The organism is Chromobacterium sp. IRSSSOUMB001, from assembly GCF_023507765.1.
Lineage (GTDB): Bacteria > Pseudomonadota > Gammaproteobacteria > Burkholderiales > Chromobacteriaceae > Chromobacterium > Chromobacterium haemolyticum.
Map to the genome: position 1 here is coordinate 38982 of NZ_JALCYU010000014.1, position 20325 is coordinate 59306.

Annotated in this window: 14 protein-coding genes and 1 pseudogene; 7 read left to right on the forward strand and 8 right to left on the reverse strand. The window is 62.6% G+C overall.

Annotation, left to right across the window (positions count from 1 at the left end; genetic code table 11):
• The first annotated feature begins 10 nt into the window (after positions 1 to 10).
• Positions 11 to 664 (forward strand): response regulator, encoded by a 654-nt coding sequence (locus MOV80_RS17875; RefSeq protein WP_043593345.1) that lies wholly within the window; start codon positions 11 to 13, stop codon positions 662 to 664.
• Between the two features lie 142 nt (positions 665 to 806).
• On the opposite strand, the gene MOV80_RS17880 is transcribed toward MOV80_RS17875, so the two are convergent.
• The 6 genes and pseudogenes from MOV80_RS17880 to MOV80_RS17905 form a co-directional block, all read right to left on the reverse strand.
• Positions 807 to 1361: a hypothetical protein gene (locus tag MOV80_RS17880; RefSeq protein WP_043593347.1), complete on the reverse strand. Its 555-nt coding sequence runs from the start codon at positions 1359 to 1361 to the stop codon at positions 807 to 809.
• A 170-nt stretch (positions 1362 to 1531) separates the two neighbouring features.
• A complete protein-coding gene (locus MOV80_RS17885) occupies positions 1532 to 4000 on the reverse strand; it encodes a fimbria/pilus outer membrane usher protein (RefSeq protein ID WP_118268547.1) in 2469 nt (822 codons plus the stop codon).
• A gap of 35 nt (positions 4001 to 4035) precedes the next feature.
• On the reverse strand, positions 4036 to 4728 hold the full coding sequence (locus MOV80_RS17890) for a DUF1120 domain-containing protein (RefSeq protein WP_118268546.1): 693 nt from the start codon (positions 4726 to 4728) through the stop codon (positions 4036 to 4038).
• Positions 4729 to 4744: 16 nt separating this feature from the next.
• Positions 4745 to 5473 carry a fimbria/pilus chaperone family protein gene (locus tag MOV80_RS17895; RefSeq protein WP_205422969.1) on the reverse strand — a complete coding sequence of 243 codons (729 nt, stop codon included), beginning with the start codon at positions 5471 to 5473 and terminating at the stop codon, positions 4745 to 4747.
• Between the two features lie 135 nt (positions 5474 to 5608).
• The gene (locus MOV80_RS17900; protein ID WP_162897162.1) at positions 5609 to 6337 is read right to left on the reverse strand and encodes a DUF1120 domain-containing protein; all 729 of its coding nucleotides are present in this window, start codon (positions 6335 to 6337) and stop codon (positions 5609 to 5611) included.
• Positions 6338 to 6993: 656 nt separating this feature from the next.
• Positions 6994 to 7574: pseudogene (locus tag MOV80_RS17905) on the reverse strand (IS5 family transposase); the annotation flags it as partial.
• A 336-nt stretch (positions 7575 to 7910) separates the two neighbouring features.
• On the opposite strand from MOV80_RS17905, the gene MOV80_RS17910 reads away from it, so the two are divergent.
• The 6 genes from MOV80_RS17910 (at position 7911) to MOV80_RS17935 (ending at position 18157) form a co-directional block, all read left to right on the forward strand.
• The gene (locus tag MOV80_RS17910) at positions 7911 to 8495 is read left to right on the forward strand and encodes a fimbrial protein (protein ID WP_019103038.1); all 585 of its coding nucleotides are present in this window, start codon (positions 7911 to 7913) and stop codon (positions 8493 to 8495) included.
• Between the two features lie 70 nt (positions 8496 to 8565).
• On the forward strand, positions 8566 to 9276 hold the full coding sequence (locus MOV80_RS17915; protein WP_039755824.1) for a fimbria/pilus periplasmic chaperone: 711 nt from the start codon (positions 8566 to 8568) through the stop codon (positions 9274 to 9276).
• A gap of 91 nt (positions 9277 to 9367) precedes the next feature.
• A complete protein-coding gene (locus tag MOV80_RS17920; RefSeq protein WP_118268543.1) occupies positions 9368 to 12088 on the forward strand; it encodes a fimbria/pilus outer membrane usher protein in 2721 nt (906 codons plus the stop codon).
• 10 nt (positions 12089 to 12098) lie between these two features.
• Entirely contained in the window at positions 12099 to 13796 is a 1698-nt protein-coding gene (locus MOV80_RS17925) for a ShlB/FhaC/HecB family hemolysin secretion/activation protein (RefSeq protein ID WP_118268542.1), read from the forward strand.
• 71 nt (positions 13797 to 13867) lie between these two features.
• Positions 13868 to 16930, forward strand: coding sequence for a GLUG motif-containing protein (locus MOV80_RS17930; protein ID WP_118268541.1), 3063 nt, complete (start codon positions 13868 to 13870; stop codon positions 16928 to 16930).
• A gap of 108 nt (positions 16931 to 17038) precedes the next feature.
• On the forward strand, positions 17039 to 18157 hold the full coding sequence (locus MOV80_RS17935; RefSeq protein ID WP_249605351.1) for a fimbrial protein: 1119 nt from the start codon (positions 17039 to 17041) through the stop codon (positions 18155 to 18157).
• A 56-nt stretch (positions 18158 to 18213) separates the two neighbouring features.
• Here MOV80_RS17935 and MOV80_RS17940 read toward each other — a convergent pair whose 3' ends face one another.
• Positions 18214 to 19329, reverse strand: coding sequence for an alkene reductase (locus MOV80_RS17940; RefSeq protein ID WP_118268539.1), 1116 nt, complete (start codon positions 19327 to 19329; stop codon positions 18214 to 18216).
• Between the two features lie 69 nt (positions 19330 to 19398).
• The gene (gene dkgB / locus MOV80_RS17945; protein ID WP_118268538.1) at positions 19399 to 20205 is read right to left on the reverse strand and encodes a 2,5-didehydrogluconate reductase DkgB; all 807 of its coding nucleotides are present in this window, start codon (positions 20203 to 20205) and stop codon (positions 19399 to 19401) included.
• Positions 20206 to 20325 lie beyond the last annotated feature (120 nt).

Below are 20325 nucleotides of genomic sequence, written 5' to 3' on the forward strand. Positions count from 1 at the left end.
TGGAAACACCATGAGCAAAATAAAAGTATTGATAGCCGATGATCATCCTATCGTTCTGATGGGCATTCGTGAAGAAGTGGAGCGCAATACACTGTTGGAAGTGGTGGGAGAGGCGCACAACTCCACTGAATTAGTTGAAACACTGATTAACTTGCGGCAACAAAATGAACTGCCTCATATCGTCATCGCCGATTACAGCATGCCCGGCGACACCAACTATGGGGACGGCATGAAGCTGATAGAATATCTACTGCGCCATTTCTCCAATGTACGGCTTATCATTTATACAATGGTTTCCAACCACTTGATCGTTTCAAGTCTGCAGAATCTGGGCGTGACGGCGGTGGTTCTGAAAAGCCAACCCCTGTCTGAGCTACGACGCACGCTGGAGCAAGTGGTGAATAGAGGGTCGGCTATTCCCCCTCCCAATAGGGGAAATATCGCCGAGGATACAATAGGCAACAAGGTGGAAAAATTATCCGCCAGGGAGTTTGAGGTTTTACGTCACTTCGTGGCAGGCATGACGCTAAACCAAATAGCAAAAATGCTAAGCCGAAGCGAAAAAACCATCAGCGCTCAAAAAGTTTCCGGCATGCGCAAACTGGGGGCACGCAGTGATCAGGAGTTGATAACTCTCTGCCTGGAGACTGGATTATTCCGCTGAAATCGCTATGGTCCGCGCACCGGTTCAAAGTCTCGCACCATCTCGCGAGCCTTTGAGCCGGACTCTGCCCAATGGGCGCCGCCAAGCATGCCGTCATGCACCTACGGTTCCGGCCGCCAAACGGAGGACGAAATCTGACGCGTCAAACGCCGGGGACAGTGGCCTGCAACTCGAAGACCCCGTCCATCCGCCAGCGCTCCCGCTCCCGGGAATGTGCGGCACCGGCCGGCAATGCCGGCTGGACCTCCAATTCCACCTGCAATGCCTGGCCCGCCCCGACGCCGCCGTCCAGGTACACCCATACCAACTGGCCAGGACGCAGCGGGGTCGAGCGTCGCCGCTCGCCGTCGTTCTCCCCCTCCACGCGGAAGTAGGCGTCGCGACCATCCAGCGTGGCCGAACGCAATACCAGCCGCACCAGGCCCAGGGGCCCGAAACGGAACGCTGCCGCATCCGCCACCGGGCCGTTGAAACGCAGGGCCAGCGCTCGGGGCTGCTCGCACATGGCCTGCAAACGCAATACCCGCGCTTCCAGGCCAGCCCCCGACACGCTCCTGTTGACATCTTCGCGCAAGGCGGCCAGCGGCACCACGCCGTAATCCAGATTCGACGCGCTCAAGGTCAAGGAGCACGGTGCCTCCTCGGCCGCGGCGCCGGCGCTCAGCAACGCCAGCGCAATCACACTCCACTTGCTCATTCTCATTTCCTCACTCCTCATCGCCCTGAGTCGGCTCAAAATCTCGCGCGCAAAGGCGGGGCCAGCCGGGAACCGCGGAAAAACAGAACGCTCATGCGCTACATGAGCATTCGGAAATGCGTGCCCGCCGTGTCGAGACCAGCAACGTATCGCAAACACTGAACAGCGGCTCAGACGGCGGGCCGGCGCTCCGACGCATCCGCTTTCAACTGAGCGCCCGGGAACCCCTGCGTGCAGCTCGCCTTGACCGTCTGGTACAAAGCGGCGGCATCCTCGTCCGGCAAGACGTAGTCCAAGCGGCAGCGCTGCCTTGGCAGATACTCGACATACAATCCACCCTGCGCCATCGCCTGATCCAGGAACACCTCGCCCCCATTCCCGGTTATCGTGATGAAGCGCCCGGCCTCATCCACCACGCTCAGGCCGGATGCCAAGGCCTCGCCGTCCTCTGTCACGATCTGGATCAGTAAACGCTGGGTCTTGAGCACCGAGAAGTCCACCCGGCTGACCGAGCCATGCCCGGCGCGCACCACTTTCAAGCCATTCGCCACGTCCGCATTGCGCGGCAGGCTAGGCGTCTGCAACTCCACTCGGGTATCGGCGTAAGCGTTCAGATTGGCCAATACCGCGTGGCCATCGCCATCGCTCCATACCGGGCCGCTGGGTGTGCTGAACTTCACACCGGGCAAGCCGCCCACCGACAGCACCCCGACGCTGTCGCGCAGCGGATAGGGCGAGAAGGTCAGTCCGCGCTCATGCAGCAGCGCGCCGCCACGCAGGCTGGCGTTGTACGACTGGGCGCCCCCGCGCTGGCTCACGCCCAGGCCCAACTGGGCGTAACGCGGAATCCAGTGCAAATTGCCGCTGAAGCCGGTGCTGTTCTGGTCGGCGTCGCGATCCACCGCCACGCCGTAATTCAAGCTGTCGCTGACGATTTCGCGGTAGCTAGTCCCCAAGGTTTGGCTTTGGCCATAGCGTTGCAGATACGCGCTCAAGCTGGCGCGCTCCAGCGGCAGATCCACGTTCAAGTAAAACTGATTGCGATGCGCGCCCGCGCCCCGACTCAGATCTCGGCCCACGTTCAAAGAGACATTGGCGCCCCACATCCGCCGCGACCAGCCGCCGTTCAAGCGCTGCGAGGCGTCGCCGCCGTTATGCGAGCGGGTCGCGCCCAGGCTGAACGCGCCCATGAGTTCATGGTGGTAGGACAGGGACAGGCCGTACTGCGTCAGCGCGGTCGACGCCTCTTGTTGACGAGCCGCGTAATCCGACAGCGTGCGAAAGTGGACACTCTGCCGGCTCAGGTTCAGCGCGCCGGACAGGCGCTCGCCCCAGCTCGCGCTCAAGGACGCGCTGTATTGCGCGCCGCTCCGCCCCGCCTCGCCGTCGTGGGAAGCCACCGCGCGCATGCCGGCCACAAGCCCGGGGCTCAACAAATAAGACAAGGCTCCGCCGACGGAATGAAAGCGTTCGGACCACATGCCCCCCAAACTGAGATCCAGTTCCCGGCCCAGTCGCCAGCTGCGGCTGCCGGAGAACAACCAGGGCGTATCTCCACCCTGGCCGCTGAACTGACGCATTTTGCCCGCCGCCATATTGAAGCCCTCGACATCGCCGCCCGGGCTGGCAAAAAACGCCGCCGCCGGCACAGTGAAGGCGTGCTGGCCGCCATCACTTTCGGTAACGGTGACATTCAGGTCGAAGCCCGCCGACAGGATGGGCACATCATTCAGTTCGAAAGCGCCGGGCGGTACCAGCGTGCTGTACACCAAAGCACCGGCCTGCCTCACCTCCACCCGGGCCTCGCTCTGGGCGATGCCCCTGACCTGCGGCAGATTGCCGCGCGGCAGCAAGGCCCCTTGCGGCAGCCACTGCGCGCCGGAGAAGTTCACGCCGGCAAACAAGGGGTTGTTCAGCGATAACTCGCCCACTTGCAGGATAGCCTTGCTATTCACTAGGGTCTTCTGCGCATAGCTGTAGAGATACTGGAAACGATTGCTCGCCCCGTTGCGCGCGAAGCTTTGCCGGCTGCGCACCATCCAGTCCCGCCAGTTGAAGCCGATTTCGGTAAAACCTTGCAGATACTGCTGGCTCCGCCCGCCTCCGCTGCTGCGCATGGCCAACACCTCATAATTGAACAGGCCGGCCGTGCCGCCGCTATCGTGAGCGCCCAGTTGCTCCTGCTTGCGCCGCAAGGCGCCGCTGGGCACAAGGATGTCCACCCGTGCCAGCTCTGGCCGCAGCTTGACCACCGCCTGCGGATAAAAGGCCGTCAACTCCCGGCAGCCGGCCTCTGCCGGCGGTTGGCCGTCCGTGGGCAGCAAGCCGGCCGCCGTCCAGAATCCGTCGTCGACGCACAGGCGGCCACCCTCGTCTATGCTCACCTCGGCGCCGCCGCGACCGACGCCGTTGACGAATAAAGACACCCGATTCCTGCCCGGCGCAAAGCGCGCGCCCAGGCTGAAGTAATCCGCCACGCCGGGATCGATGCCGCTCGCCTTCAACACGCCCAGGTCAAACTGCACGCCCTCGCCGGACGCGTCGCGCGCCGCCGCTTCAACGGAAAACACCGGAGCCAGCCCGACCAACCACAGCAATAGCGGAATGGGCCGGAGCAGCCATTCAATTGAACACGTCATCTAGCAGGACCAAAGAATTTGGATGGATAGGGAAATCAGGGATAGAAGACCGTGACGGTGGCGTGGCCGTCGAAGTGTACCGGTTCGCGCGCGCTGAGCGCCTGCCGCCCCCTGAGCGCCGCGCCGACGCGCAGCTTGAACGCATGGGTGCTGGCCGGCTGCAGCGCCTGACGCTGCGGCGAGCCCAATGCATAGCCGTAACGCAGATTTAGCGGTTCGGCGCCGGCCGGCGACCAGCCTTCCTGCCGGTCGGCACTGCGCATCAGCGTTGCTGGACGCTCGTCTGTTCGGACCTCGATCGGACTCAGCCACCAATAGCCCAGCGCTTGCTTGCGGCTGTCCCGGCCCAGGCCCAGAGTCTGTTCCTCCTCCGCCGGCAGCGACGGCGATGCGGCCCCCGTCGTCTGAAGCCCGGCCATGACGGCGATGCCGGCGCGGCTGTCGCCGCGGTTGTCCCGTATGCTCAAACCCACCAGCGCCGGCTGATCGCACTGCACATGCAAGCTGATCTCTCGCTCGCCCAGCAGCGTCGCGCCTGGATTCAAGGCCGACCAGGGGATGAGGCCGTAATCGACTACACCGTTATTAGAAAAACTGGGCGTGCAGCTGGGTGGCACCACTTCGGCCGTCACCGCGAACGGCGCGCTCACCGCCAGGGCCGGTGCGCACGGCAGCCCGGCCAGCATGGAAACGCGAATCGCAGCGGCAATCACTTGGCTAATGTTCATGACCGGGCTTCACCGTTCAGTTCAAGGACGCCGTGAATGAGTCCACCGCATAGCCGTAACTGGTCGCCGGCCACAGCTTGACGTGAGTGCCGTCCAAGGGCGTCTGGCCGGCCGACGCCAGCTGCAAGCGCTCGCCGGGCAAGATATAGGCTTTGGGCAGCTCCAGCGCTTGCTTGCCAGGCTGTAACTCCACCTTGTGTGTGGACAGGCGCACCACGTAAGGACTGTCGTTTTTGACTTCCACCCGACCATCTTCCGCCAGGCTCCATCGCAACTTGGTCCATGGCTCTCTTTCACGTGGCAGCCCCTTGGGGCGGATCAGCACGGGCAGGTTCTGATTGAAGGTCATCTGAATGCGATGTCCCTTATCGGCGGACACTGCGGGAATCCCCTCGAAAGACGCCCGCATCAGCCGTTCCGTCCGCAGCGGCTGCGGCGATTTCAACAAAAAGCGAACCAGTTGTTTCTCCCCGCCTTCCACCCTGGAAATTGGCGGCGTCGCCAGTAATAGCTGCTCTGGGTCCTCGGGCAGGTTTTCCAGCCGGACATACATCAGGCTAACGTGGGCGTCGGTATTCTTGACGTTGATCACGCCCTCGCCGTCGCCTTCCTCCACCACCACCAGCGAGGTTTCCGGCACCACGCCGGCGGACCAGGCCGCCGCGGGCAGCAGGGCCAGCACCAAGGCGCCGGCCATAGCGCCGCCGCGGACCGCGACGGCGAACACATTCTGCGCATGCATCATATGAAACTCTTTTCCATCAAGGACGGCGTTTATTCACCGCGCCAAACCGTATCAACCGGGCCGGCAAGCATGCCGCCGGCCCGTATTCAAGCTCGCTGACTCAAGACTTATTCAGCGCCGATTCAGTTAACCGAATCACTGGTAATAAATAGTGAAAGTACCCTTGCCGTCCAATTTGGTGTCGTCCTTCACGCTCAACCCTCCTTTGGTATTCAATGCCGCCCCCACTACCAACGGGAAGGTATGTACGGTGGCTACCGCAGGGGTGAAACCCGATGTTGCTTTGATTGCGAAGGTGGTCAAATTGGCACCACCAAAATGCGGAGCCATCGGGGTAGTAGTCGTGTTAGCCCAATTTTGGCCATTATCCGCCGAGAACAATAAAGCCTTATCATTCACTTTAATGCCCTCGCTATTGGTAGCATTCAGCTTGTCGAACTCCATACTCATCCACCATACGCCAAGCTTACCTTTCGCCCCATCGCTACCCAAACCCATGGTTTGAGTATCAGCGGTAGCAACCGCATGGCCACTGGAATGTATGGCCGGCATAGGAATTTCAGTAAGTAAGGTGGGTTTGCTCTCCGAGCGGGCATCAGTGATGCGGATACCAAGGGCGGTATCTTTCTCGCAGGTCACCGTCAGACTGACGTTGTGATCTTCCAGCGTGTACGCGGCGTTATTTTTCAGATTGGATACCGGGATATCGCCATAATCGATAGTCGCACCGCCATCCAAAGCCGGTGTGCACGCCGGTGGAACTAATCTTCCTTTAATAAAAAGGTCTGCACTGTTTGCCGCCGCCAATTGCGACGCCCCAGAAAACATAATTCCCAATGCTAAAAGCAAGCTTTTCTTTTTCACAGAAAACCTCCATATAAAAAATTGGCAATATTCAGCCCACCTCAGGTGATGCTTTGTTATTGCAAAAGCTTGCTGTCACCAGCAGCAAAACCCACATCACTACTGCAGCAAGCAGTGCAGAGAATACATATCTAACAACAACCAGGCCTATAAGGATTTCCTTAAATCGATAACTTTATTGCCCAAATAACACTCTCCACTCGCTATTACCTATCTGTCCCGTGCAAGTTAAGTAGTCTACTTATTCCAATCACTGAAATATAATACAAACGACTTACATTAGGCATCAAAAAAACAATTGACATAATATTTCCATGAGACTTCTATTGATCACTAGAATCAACGTCAGAGGCAAACTACAGCCTCTTCTTACCGGCCATACTCAACGAGTAGAACGCTGATACCTATTGCCACCAGCAGCTAAGTCAAAAAACAGAACAATTAATGCACCACAATCGCCATTTTATTTATTGTGAAATATATCGCCTTAAGATTAAACATCTTATTTTAAGAAGCCACTTATTCAAGCAACCGAAATGCCCTTCGATAATATCGGCTCGGGTTGACATATTTTTCTGCCATTGGTGGTGAAGCGTGGCGATTTGACAGGCTTTGTTGCACAAATCAGTTAAAGGTTGGGCTATCAACAAACGGACTTATCCCGCACGTACCGTTTGCGGCGTACCTAGCACTGTGAAGCGATTCAGAATCGCTGCACAAATTTGAAGCTCGCCACCTGCCGGTCAAAGTCCCCCGACTTGACCCGGTCTGCCAGTAATTTGAAGCAGTGCATCCTCGTTTCAACCAAGTTGCGGCGATGGTAGCCACTCCACTTTTTACAGAGCATTCGCCCCAGATACTTCACTGAGCGCAGCAACTCATTGCGCGCCTGGTTACTTTGTGAATTCCCTTTCCAGAATTGGCCATTTCGTCGCGGGGGAGTAATGGCAGCTCCGCGCTCCGCAATTACTGCGTGACATAGACGAGTGTCGTACACCTCATCCGTTGTCACCGTCACCAGTCCCTGTGCCGCCCGAATTTGCGATAGCAGCTCAGGTAGCGTCGTGGCCTCGCCGGTGAGATTGTCGATCACTTTCATTACCCGGATTTCCAGCGTGTGTGCATCCATTCCCAGATGCAGCTTGCGCCATTGCCGGAGGTAGTCAGCACCATGCTTTTTCACCTTCCACTCACCTTCGCCCATCATCTTGATGCCGGTGCTATCCACCAGAAGATGCTGACAGCCCTGCTTTTTCCGTATCAGGATGCGCACCTGCAGCACGCCTCAGTAAGAGTGCGGGGTATTACACAGCATCCACAGTGACGACCTCGCTTAATCACGCAATTATTTATTCCATTAAGTAATTCCTTAATCTGCGGCCCAAGACCGGGTTTTAAGAAATGCCTTATTCAATTATTAAGAACAGCTACTGATAATGTGCCTGCCGATTGACGACTATGTCGGTCATTGGCGGCAGACTGTGGCAATTTCAGGCGACAGCCTGCCTAGCGGGCGGTGGTCGGGAAACATGGTCACGGCTGCGGTTCAACTTAATTAAGTGTGGAGTGTTTTATGAATAAACTGGCAATCATTGTTTCGCTGGCCTTGGGCGTGGGCATGGCCTCCCAGACGTTTGCCGCCAACCGCGGCGAGATCGTATTCAAGGGTAGCGTAGCCACCAGCACTTGCCTGATCGATGGTCAGGAAGACGGCTACAAAGTGGTAGACTTCAACAACCTGACGCCTGATCAAATCCCTACCGCCGGCAGCGCTGAAGTCCCGTTCAGCCTGACCGTTTCCGGCCAATCCGATGTGTGCAACGCCTCCCGCGTGCAGATCGCCTTCAACCCCAATAACCAGAACGTGAACAAAGAAACCGGCCGCCTGAAGCTGAGCGGACCGAGCGCAGCGTCCAACCTGGAAATCGAACTGTACAAAGGCTCCGGCGGCAGCGCGGTCAAGATTCCGCTGGGCTCCACCAATAGCGCGGACATGCCGAGTGCTGCCTTGTCGCCCGATGTTCCGACAACGGGTCCCGCCGTGCCGCGCTCCGCCAACATCCCGCTGTCGGCCAAGCTCCAGCGCGTCAACTCCGGCACCGTGCCGGGCAGCGGCGCGGTATTCAGCCAGATCGACTATGTGCTGGCTTACCAATAATCGGCGCATTTATCTGACTGTCAGCTAGGGAGGAGCGGCCATGGCATGGATGGCGCGCAAGTATGCGGGAATGGCGGCTGTGTGTGCTGTGGCGGCTTTTTGCTGGACGAGCGTCGCGGAAGCGGCGCTCGTGATCCGGGGGACGCGGATTATTTATCCCGCGCAGGAACGGGAAGTGAGCATCCAGCTTGAGAACAAGGGCAAGGACCCGATCCTGGTTCAGTCCTGGCTGGATTTGGGCGACGCTACCGTCGCGCCCAGCGATATTCAAGTGCCCTTCACCCTATCGCCGCCGATTGTCCGCCTGGACGGCGACAAACGACAAGTGGTGCGCATGGTGTACAGCGGGGACGTTTTGCCGCCAGACCGCGAATCGGTGTTCTGGATCAACTTTCTGGAAGTTCCGCCCAAGGCGGCGGGGGACAACTACCTGCAATTTACCTACCGCACTCGGCTGAAAGTGTTTTTCCGGCCCCAGGCCTTGACGGGCGAGCCCGCGCTGGCGCCGAAAAAAATGCAATGGCGAGTGGTGACGGAAAACGGGCAGCGTTATCTGGAGGCCCGGAATCCCACGCCGTTCTTCGTCTCTCTGTTCCAGGCCAAGCTGGCCGCTGACGGCGCCAAACCGGTCGAGGTGGCGGTTGACATGGTGAAGCCTTTCTCCTCCGAGCGGTTTTTGATCAAGCGGCAAGCTCAGGCCTTCAAGACCGGGGCCTTGTTGCAATTTCAGGCCGTCAGCGACTTTGGCGGAACCATAGACGCGGAGGCACGGCTGCAATAAGTCCGACGCGCCCGTTCCCAAGATTTCCATCCCCAACCGCCGACAAGGGCTTGCCCCTGCCGCGGCGGCACAGCGCAATACGAGGCAATTCATGATCGGCTTGAGCGTAAGCGACAAAGCCCGGGCGCGTGCGCCCAAAACCAAGCCTCTGGCTTGGTGGGCAGTGGGTGTGTTTGGCGGCGTGCTGGCCGGCGCGGCGCCCGCCGTTGGCGCGTCCGGCAATACGGGTACGGCCGATTTGCCCGACTCCGCGGAAGCCCACGGCGCCGCGCTGACCGCTATCCGGCCGCCCGCAACCCCCGCCTCGGGCAATGCGCGAGGCCTGGTGTTCGACTCCGCCTATCTGTTTACCGGGGCGGGCGGGCCGCCGCTGGACCTCAGCCGTTTTGAACAGGAAGGAAAAACCCCGCCGGGGACCTACCGTCTGGAAATCAGCGTCAATGGCCGCTGGCAGGGCATGGAAGACATCGACTTCGCTGAAACGACATCCGGGACGGGGGCGCGCCCCTGCTTCCGCAGGGAGCAGTTGGAGCGGCTGGGCATCGATATGGACAAGGCCGCGCGAGGCCAAAGCGGGTCAGACGAGCTCAACCCCATGCCGGATGCCTTGTTCTGCGGCGATCTGGGGCAGTACGTTCCAGGCGCCAGCGTCAATGCCGACATGGCCGAGCAAAAACTGTCCTTGCAAGTGCCGGCCATCTTCGTGCATTTCGCCTCCGCCAGCACCTATGTTGGTCCGGAAAAATGGGAAAGCGGCGTCACCGCCGGCCTGCTCAACTACAACGCCAACCTGTACAGCAGCGAAAGCCTGGGCAAGCGCTCCAACAGCGGCTACCTGGGCCTCAACGGCGGCCTGAACCTGGGCGCGTGGCGGCTGCGTCACAACGGTGCCTTGTCTTGGGGGACAGGGCGCGCCGCCCGCTATCAAAGCGGCTCGGTCTATCTGCAAACCGATGTGCCGGCTTGGCGTTCGCAGCTGGTGCTGGGCGAAACCGCCAGCAACGGCGAGCTGTTCGACAGCCTGTCCTTCCGCGGCGTCCAGCTCAGCAGCGACGAACGCATGATGCCGGACACCCAGCGCAATTACGCGCCGGCGATTCACGGCACGGCCCGGACCAACGCCAAAGTCAGCGTAAGCCAGCGCGGCTATCTGATCTATGAAACCACCGTGGCGCCCGGCGCCTTCACCATCAGCGACCTGCAGGCCAGCGGCGAAGGCGGCGACCTGCTAGTCAAAGTCACCGAGGCCGACGGCCAGGAATACACCAGCGTGGTGCCTTATGCGGCGACGCCGCAGCTCTTGCGCGGCGGAGTCCAGCGTTACAGCCTGATCGCCGGCCAGGTCAAACAGCCAGGCCTGACAGACGACCCGCTGTTCGCCCAAGCCATTTACCAACGCGGCCTGGACGGCATGTGGACGGCTTACGCCGGCGCGGTGGCCTCCCAGGGGTACGCCTCGGGGCTGTTTGGCGTGGCGGCCAATACCAGCGTCGGCGCTTTCGCCGCTGACCTGACCCGAGCCGAAAGCCGCTTGTCCGGCGACCGCCGCATCCAGGGCAACAGCCTGCGGTTGTCGTACAGCAAGAAGCTGAGCCGCACCGGCACCAACTTCTCTCTGCTGGCCTATCGCTACTCCACCTCCGGCTATCTGAGCCTGATCGAGCGCATCGTCGCGGAAGATCAATACCAGCGCCGGCGGACGCTGGACGCGATCGTGCGCCAGCGTCACCGCTTCGACGTCAACATCAGCCAGCAACTGGGCGGCGGCTCCTTGTACGCCAATGGCTCCATGCAACAGTTTTGGGGCAGCGACAGCAAGGAGGTCAACTTCTCGGTGGGTTACGGCGGCAGCGTGGGCTCCGTCAGCTACACCCTCTCCGCCCAACGTTCGCGCAATCTGGCTCAAGGCCCGACCACCCAGGAACGCAACCGGACCACCTATGCGCTCAATTTGAGCCTTCCCCTGGGCGACAGCCGGCGTTTGCCCACGCTCAGCGGATTCCTTTCCCATGACTCCGAAAGCGGCTTGCAAACCACCACCAGCCTGGCCGGCACGCTGGGCGACGACAACCGCGGCAGTTACTCCGTCTCCGCCAGCCATTCCGAACGCGGCGGCGGAGGCGGCAGCGCCGGCCTGGGGTATCAGCTGCCTTACACGCAGTTGAACGCCAGCGTCAGCGCGGGCCGAGGCTACAACCAGTATTCCGCCAGCGCCGCCGGCGCCCTGGTGGCGCACCCCGGCGGCGTGACCCTGGCGCAGACACTGGGGGAAACCCTGGCCGTGGTGCGAGTGCCGGACGCGGAAGGCGCCTTGGTCGGAGCCACCCGGGCCCGGGTGGACGCCCGCGGCTACGCCGTGGTGCCCAGCCTGACGCCTTATCACCTCAACACCATAGAAGTGAATCCCAAGGGCATGCCGCTGGACGTGGAGCTGAAACAGTCCGCCGGCAAAGGCCTGGCCCCGCGCGCGGGTTCCGTGGTGATGCTGTCCTACGCCACCGAAGTGGCGCGCGCCACCCTGATCGACAGCCGGATGCCGGACGACAAGCCGCTGCCCTTCGGCGCCGCCGCGCGCAACGCCCGGGGCGACAACGTCGGCGTGGTCGGACAAGGCGGCCGTCTCTTCGCCAAAGGCTTGGAGCCCAACGGCTGGCTCATCGTCGAATGGGGCGGCGCGCCGGAGCAGCAATGCCGCATCGACTATCAATTGCCGGAAAAACGCGCCGGTCGCCAACAACGCTACGACATGCTCGTCGCCCCCTGCCTGCCGCAGGCGCAGGCGGCGGCGCCCACACCTCAGCCTTCGCCATAACGATAAACCGATGAAGAACCGATCCCACCTCCCGTCCCGCGCGCCCATCTTGAACCGCCGCGCCCATAGCCTGCTGTTAGCGGCCGGCCTGGCCCTGGTTTGGAGCGCGCCCGGCCTGGCGCAACGGCCGGACGCCGGCCAGTCCTTGCGAGACATTGAGTCGGCGCGGCCGCAGTTGCTGCCTACCCCGGCGCCGCAGCTGGAGCTGACGCCGCCGGCCGCCGAATCCCCAGCCGCCGAGGACGCCGGCCCGCGCCTGCTGGTGACCGGTTTCGGCTTCAGCGGCAACAGCGTATTCGCTCAAGACACGCTGGCCCGGCAACTGCAAGCCTTGGCCGGTCAGGAACTCAGCCTGGCCGAACTACACGCAGCGGCCAACGGCATCACGCGCTTCTATCAGCAACATGGTTATCTGCTGGCCCAAGCCTATCTGCCGCCTCAGGACATCGAAGACGGCTGGGTGCGCATCGACATCCAGGAAGGCCGTTACGACCAGGTGACGCTGGACAACGCCTCCGCCGTGCGCAACGAGGTGTTGCAGGCGCCGCTGCGCCCTTTGGCGGGCCAGCTGGTGGAGCGCGACGCGCTGGACAGCGCCCTGTTGCGCTTGAACGACCTGCCCGGCGTCAAAGTGCGCTCCACTCTGCGGCCCGGCAGCCAGGCCGGCAGCTCCGATCTGCTGGTGCAGGCCCTGCCTGGAGACCGGTTGAGCGGCGGTGTCGAACTCGACAACTACGGCAGCAAATACACCGGCGAATACCGGCTGGGCGGCAACCTCAACTTCAACAACCCTCTGGCGCTAGGCGATCAGCTCAGCCTGCGGGCAATGGGCAGCGACGGCCGCCAGCAATACCAGCGCCTGTCCTATCAACTGCCGGTCGGCCCCTGGCTGACGCGGGTGGGCGCCGCTTACTCCAATATGGAATACCGGCTGGGACGGGACTTCACCGATCTGGAAGCCCACGGCAACGCCCGCATCCAAAGCGGATTTCTCTCCCAGCCGCTGTGGCGCGGCCGGAACGCCAGCGTCTACGCCCAACTGATGTATGACGACAAGCGGCTCAAAGACGATATCGACGTGATTGACAGCCGCGGCGTCAAACGCGTGCGCCTATGGACCGCCATGCTCAGCGCCAACGGTCAGGACGGCTGGGGCGGCGGCGGCATCAGCCAGGCTTCGCTGGCCTACGGTTACGGCCAGCTCGGCATCGACGACCCGATAGCGCGGAGGGCCGACCGGCGGACCGCCGATACCCAAGGCCATTTCAGCAAGCTCAGCCTCAGCGCCGTCCGCCTGCAACGGCTCAGCCAACGCTTCAGCCTCTACACCCAATTCAACGGCCAGTGGACGGACCGCAATCTGGATTCCTCGGAAAAAATCAGCTTGGGCGGCCCGTACGCGGTGCGCGCTTATCCGGCTGGCGACGCCAGCGGCGACCAAGGCTGGATAGGCAACCTGGAGCTGCGCTACGCCGCCTGGCCCGGCGTGGAAACCAGCTTGTTTTACGACTATGGCCTAACCCGCGCCAACAAGCGCGATTGGGGCGGTAGCAACCCCGTCCTGAGCCGCGCCGCGGCGGGGCTGGGCCTGAACTGGCTGCGCGACAGCCTGAGACTGAATGTGAGCGCGGCCTGGCGCGTCGGCAACGACGGCGGCCAGAACACGCGCAACCCCGCTATCTGGGCGCAGGCGACCTGGCAACTGTGACGTCGCCGCGCTGGATACCGCCTCCCTCACACGGGAGCCTGCATTTCGCTTATCAACAAGATGGAGTTGTCATGAATAAGAATTACGCTCTGATTTGGAATTCCCTGCGCCAGTGCTGGAGCGTTGGCAGCGAACTCAGCCGCGCTCGCGGCAAGCCGGGCAGCGGCAGCCGCCTGCTGGCGCGCAGTCTGCCGGCCCTGGCCCTGCTGCTGACCGCTCACGTCCAGGCGGCCAACTTGCCGGAGGGCGGCAGCATCAAGGCCGGCAGCGGCGACATCCAGGTGTTCGACAACGGCAAGCAAATGTCCATCAATCAATCCAGCGACAAACTGGCGATCGACTGGAACAGCTTCAATATCGGCAACGGCCATAAAGTCACCTTCAACCAGCCCAACAGCGCCTCCATCGCCCTCAACCGCGTGGTGGGCGTGGATGGCAGCAACATCATGGGGCAGTTGAACGCCAACGGCCGCGTATTCCTGGTCAACCCCAACGGCGTGCTGTTCGGCAAAACCGCGCAAGTCAACGTGGGCGGCCTGGTCGCCTCCACTCAGGACCTCTCTGTTGAACGCTTCATGGCCGGCAACTACCGTTTTGAAGGCAACTCCGCGGCGGAAGTCTCCAACCAGGGCACCCTCATAGCCCAAAATGGCGGCGCCGTGGCGCTGCTAGGGGCGCGCGTCAGCAATACCGGCGTGATCCAGGCCAACCTGGGCAAAGTGGCCCTGGCCGGCGGCAAGGCCTTCACCTTGAACTTCGACGGCTCCGGCCTCGTGAACCTGCAAGTGGATGAAGCGGCGATCAACGCCGAAGTGCGCAACGGCAACCTGTTGCGCGCCGACGGCGGAGAGGTGCTGATGACCGCCCGCGCCAGCAACAACCTTCTGCGCGACGTCGTCAACAATACCGGCGTGATCGAAGCCCGCACCCTGCAAAACCGCGCCGGCAAGATCGTGCTGGACGCCGGCGACAATCAGCGCGTCAACGTGGCCGGCACGCTTAACGCCAGCGCTCAAGGCAGCTTCCTGGGCGACGGCGGCCAGATCGAAGTCAAAGGCAAGGCCGTGACCGTTGCGCTGGCCACCAACGTGACCACCGCGGCCAGCAACGGCCGCACCGGCACATGGAAAGTCAGCGCCGAGCAACTGGACCTCAGCCCCTCCGCCTCTACTCCGGTGTCCAGCGGCCTCTACAGCGACACCGTCTCGCGCAACCTGGCCAACACCAATATCGAGCTGGTCAGCACTCAGGGCGACCTCAACGCCAACGGCAAGATCAATTGGTCCAGCGGCAACAAACTGACGCTGCGCGCAGACCGGCAAAACGTCAACCTGAATGCCGATCTCAACGCCAGCGGCGCAGGCGCCGCGGCGGAGTTGACCGCCCAAAAGCAGGTCATGCTCAACGCCAACCTCAGCCTGAGCGGAGCCGGCGCCTCGCTGGCGCTCAACCACGAAGACACCACTGGCCAAGGCCGCGTGGTCGCCGCAGGCAAGCGCGTCACCCTGTCCGGCAAGGGCGCCGGCTTCGAATCCAACGGCAAGCGTTACACCGTGATCCAGGACGTGGCCCAACTACAAGCCGTCAACACCAATCTGAACGGCCTCTATGTGCTGGGCAACGCCATCGACGGCTACGGGCGCGTGTTCAACTCCATAGGCGGCAACGGCGGCGCGGCGTTCTCCGGCGTGTTCGACGGCCTGGGCAACAACATCACCCGCCTGAACATCCAGAACGCCGGCCCGGCGCTGGGCTTGTTCGCCAACAACGCCGGCGTCATCGGCAACGTCAACCTGATCAACAGCTCCGTAACCGGCTACGCCAACTACACCGGCCGCGTCGAAATCGGCAGCCTGGTGGGCCGCAACACCGGCACCGTCCACAACGCCACCAGCAACGCCACCGTCAACGCCTACGGCAGCCCGATGAACATCGTCGGCGGCCTGATCGGCGCCAATACCGGCGACGTGTTCAACTCCGCCTATACCGGCAACGTCTACGGCAACGGCTACACCCAAGTGCTGGGCGGCCTGGTGGGCGAAAACCGCGGCCTCATTAACGCCTCCCAAACCAATGCCCGCGTGTACGCCTACTACATGCCGCGCAATGAAATCGGCAGCGGCGGCGTGGGCGGCCTGGTGGGCCTCAACAACGGCGGCACAATCACCGGCTCCAGCGCCGCCGGGGCTATCGACGCCCGTGCCGGTGTCAATGTCGGCGGCCTGGTGGGCTACGCCAAAGGCGGCCTGATTAGCGGCTCCCAAGCCAGCAACAGCGTATACGCCACCTACGACAGCCGCATCGGCGGCCTGGTGGGCCACAACGAAGGCGGCCAGATCGAAGAGTCCAGCGCCAGCGGCAAGATCACCGGCGTGGGCAGCTCCGCCATTGGCGGCCTGGTGGGCCTCAACCAGCGCGGAGAATTGAAAAAAGTCAGCGCCACCGGCGCGGTATACGATACCTCCGGCGCCAGCCTGGGCGGCCTGATCGGCACCAACAACGGCGGCAATATCCATACGGCGGCAGCGCACGGCGCGGTGACCGGCGGCCATAACAGCCGCGTGGGCGGCCTGATAGGCAGCAACAACAGCGGCAATGTCAGCTATGCGCGCGCCAGCGGCAAAGTCAGCGGCTGGACCAATAGCCAAGTGGGCGGCCTAGTGGGCTATAACGGCGGCAACCTGGAATCCGTGGATGCCTCCGGCGATGTTTACGGCGGCAACACCAGCCGCGTCGGCGGCCTGGTGGGCGTCAACAGCAATAGCGAAAACGCCGGCCGCATCACCACCGCCCAAGCCACCGGCAATGTGCGCGGGGAATACCGCAGCATCGTCGGCGGCCTGGTAGGCCTCAACCAAAGCGAAATCCAGAGCTCCGTGGCCAGCGGCACGGTCAGCGGCGGCGTGGAAAGCATCCTGGGCGGCCTGGTGGGCATGAACGAAGATGGCGGCACCGTCGACTACTCCACCGCCAGCAGCAAGGTCAACTTCGTCAATGGCTGGCGCCAGACCTATGGCGGCCTGGTGGGTTGGAACTACGGCCTGATGCGCGCCAATGAAGTGATGGGCAATGCGCTGCTGGTGCCGCTGTACGGCGTCAACCAGGGCACCATCTCGTCTTACTACTACTTCTAAGCCCCGCCCGGCCGTCCGTCTATCCGGCGGCCTGACCAGGCTGTAATCCGGTTCGCGCCGCCTCCGCTGGAGCGGCGCGGACCGTCATCGGTTCCCAAGGAAGGAAAAATGGCCCACGCAATCCGCTCCACTCCACAAGCGCGGCTTATCCGGCGCGCATGCGCGGCCTGCCTGACCGCCCTTTTGCTTAGCCATGGCGTCACAGCCCACGCGGCGGCGGCGGCGCGCAACTGCACTCTCGCCAACACCAAGCCCGGCCCCTGGGTTGACCTGAGCAGCAACACCATCACCATTACCGCCAACACCAAGCCCGGCACCGTGCTGGTCAAGCGCGGCATTGCCGTGCGCGGCGAATATCAAGGTCAGGTTGGCGGCCCGGACATCGTGCGCATCCACGGCGCCTGGACCCACGGCAACGGCGGCCAGCTTGGGCCACATGAAACCATTCCCACCAATATCGCCGGCATCGGTTTGCGCTGGAGCTACCAGGCAGGGAACGGGAAGCCCTCTCTGCCGTACGACCCCACTATAGAACGCGTGTTGACCTCGAAGCCCGCCGAACGCACGAATGGCGGAGCATCCGACACCCTAATCTTGCAGCTGTATCAGGAACTGATCTTGACCGGTCCCACGCCCGGCGGCACCGTGGGGAACGTGCCCGGCGCCGGCGCCTCCTTCTACATTGACGCCACCCGCAACGGCAATGTAACAAGAGACTGTCACCAGCAGGCCTCTTTTGGCGAGCTGTTGGACATCAACGTGTCCGTAGCCAACACCTGCGAACTGCAGACCGCCAACATCACCGTCCCAATGGGCCAGTACACCCCGGCGGACTTCCCCGCCTTGGGCCAGCCATCCACCCAAGCGCCCCAGCAATTCTCGCTGCAGCTCAGCAAATGCGCGGCGCAAGCCCGGCCCAAGATTCAATTCAGCGACGCCAACCAGCCCGGCAATATCAGCCGGCTACTCAGCATCAACGCCAACCCCGAAGGAGGCGTCGCCGCGGCCCAAGGCCTGGGGCTGCAACTGAGCCGGAGTCTGGCCGGCGCGGAAAGCGACATCATCACGTTTGGGCCGGAAAACGATGCCGGCACGCCCAGCTTCGACATGGATTCACCCCTGGACGGAATGGTCAGCATGCCGCTGTTCGCCCACTATGTGCGCACCGGCAATGTCACCGCCGGCCACGCCAATGCCAAAGCCGTCTTCATCATCACCTACCCCTGAGCCCGCCCCATGGAGCACGGAACAGCCAGTCAGCGCCGTCCTCGCGGACGGCGGGCTCAAGCCAACGACTCGGCCAGCGCCGGGTAGTCTGTCAGCCCATGCGCGCCGCCGCCAAACAAGGTTGCGCGATCATGCGTCGCCAACGGCGCGCCGGTGCGCAAGCGCTCAGGCAGATCCGGGTTGGCGACGAAGGGCCGGCCGAAGGCGATCAGATCGGCCCAGCCGGCGGCAATCGCCTCGCGCGCCCGCTCCGCGGTGTACTTGCCCGCGTAGATCAGCACGCCGGGAAAAGCCGCGCGCAGCTCTTGCTTGAAAGCCAGCGGCATCAGCGGCGCGTCGTCCCAGTCCGCTTCCGCGATATGCAGATAGCCGACGCCCAACTCGCCCAGCAGCTTGGCCGCGGCCAAGTAGGTGGTTTCCGGATCGTCGTCGACGCAGCCGTTCAAGGTGGTCAGCGGCGCCAGGCGGACGCCGACGCGCGACGCGTCGCCGCAGCCGTCTATCAAGGCCCGAGCGACTTCACCGAGAAAACGCAGGCGCTTCGGCAACGAGCCGCCGTATTCGTCGGAGCGGGTATTGGCGTTCGAATCGATGAACTGATTCACCAGATAGCCGTTGGCGCCGTGCAGTTCCACGCCGTCAAAACCCGCCGCCATCGCGTTGCGGGCGGCGGCGCGATATTGCTCCACCACCTCGCCAATCTCGGCCACGCTCAAGGCGCGCGGCGCCGAGGCCTGGACGAAGCCCGGCGTGCGGCCGTCTTCGCCGGCGATGAACACCTTGACCCCGACGGCCTGGATCGCCGACGACGACACCGGCTGCTCGCCGCCAAGCAAGCTGCTGTGGCTGAGCCGGCCAACATGCCAAAGCTGAGCGAAAATGCGGCCGCCGGCGGCGTGCACCGCCTCGGTCGTCTTGCGCCATCCAGCCACTTGCGCCGGCGTATGGATGCCGGGTGTCCACGCATAGCCCTTGGCCAGCGGCGCGATATGGGTGCCCTCGCCCACGATCAGGCCGGCGCCGGCGCGCTGGGCGTAATATGCGGCCATCAGCTCATTGGCCTCGTCGCCTGGCTGGCTGGCGCGCGAACGCGTCATCGGCGGCATCACGATGCGGTTGGGCAGAGTCAGCGCGCCAAGCCGCAGTGTTTGAAACAAAGGATCATGGTTCATGCGGTATCTCCGGTTTCCGTCGCTGCCTGCCGGCCGCGGCGGCATTGATTCAAATGCGACGCGGCGCGCTCAGTCCCACTGCGGCGCCAGGCCGTCAGGGTTCACTTCGCGGCCATTGCGTTCCAGCGCCGCGATCCGCGCCATGTCCTCGTCGCTCAGGCGCAGGGTCTGCGCCAGCAGGTTGCTGGCCAGGTTCTCTCGCTTGGTGGACGACGGAATCACCGAATAACCCCGTTGCAGCGCCCATGCCAGCGCCACTTGGGCCGGCGTGGCCTGGCGGCGCTGCGCGATGGCGGCGATGACCGGATCGGCCAGCACCTTGCCGTAGGCGAGCGTCATGTAGGACGTGACGTGAATGCCTTGGCCCTGCAGGAAATCCACCAGCTTGCGGTTTTGCAGATAGGGGCTCAACTCGATCTGGTTGGTCGCGACCTCCTCCTTGCCCACCACGGCGATCGCCTGACGGGTCAGCTCGATATTGAAGTTGGACACGCCGATCCGGCGGGTCAGGCCCCTGGCCTTGGCCTCGGCCAGCGCGGTCATGAACTCCTCGACCGACACGCCGTTGCCCGGCGCCGGCCAGTGGATCAGCGTCAGGTCGACATAATCGGTGCGCAGTTTGGCCAGGCTCTCCTCAAGGCTGGGCAACAGCTTGTCCTTGGCGTAGTGGTCGACCCAGATCTTGGTGGTCAAAAACAGCTCGTCGCGGCGCACACCGGAAGCGGCGATCGCGGCGCCGACTTCCGCCTCGTTACCGTAAATCTGCGCGGTGTCTATGGCGCGGTAGCCTAGTTCCAGCCCGTTGAGGACCGAGTCGATGACAAGCTGATCTTGCAAGCGGAACGTGCCGAGGCCAAAAGCGGGAATGGTGTTCATGATGCGTTCTCCATAAAAAAGTAGTGGGCGGCTAAGTCGATAACAGGGTTGTGCCCATCCCGACCCATGCGAAAAACAGCAATAAGCGCTTGCCGGCAAAGCAGCGGAGCAGGTGTCGTC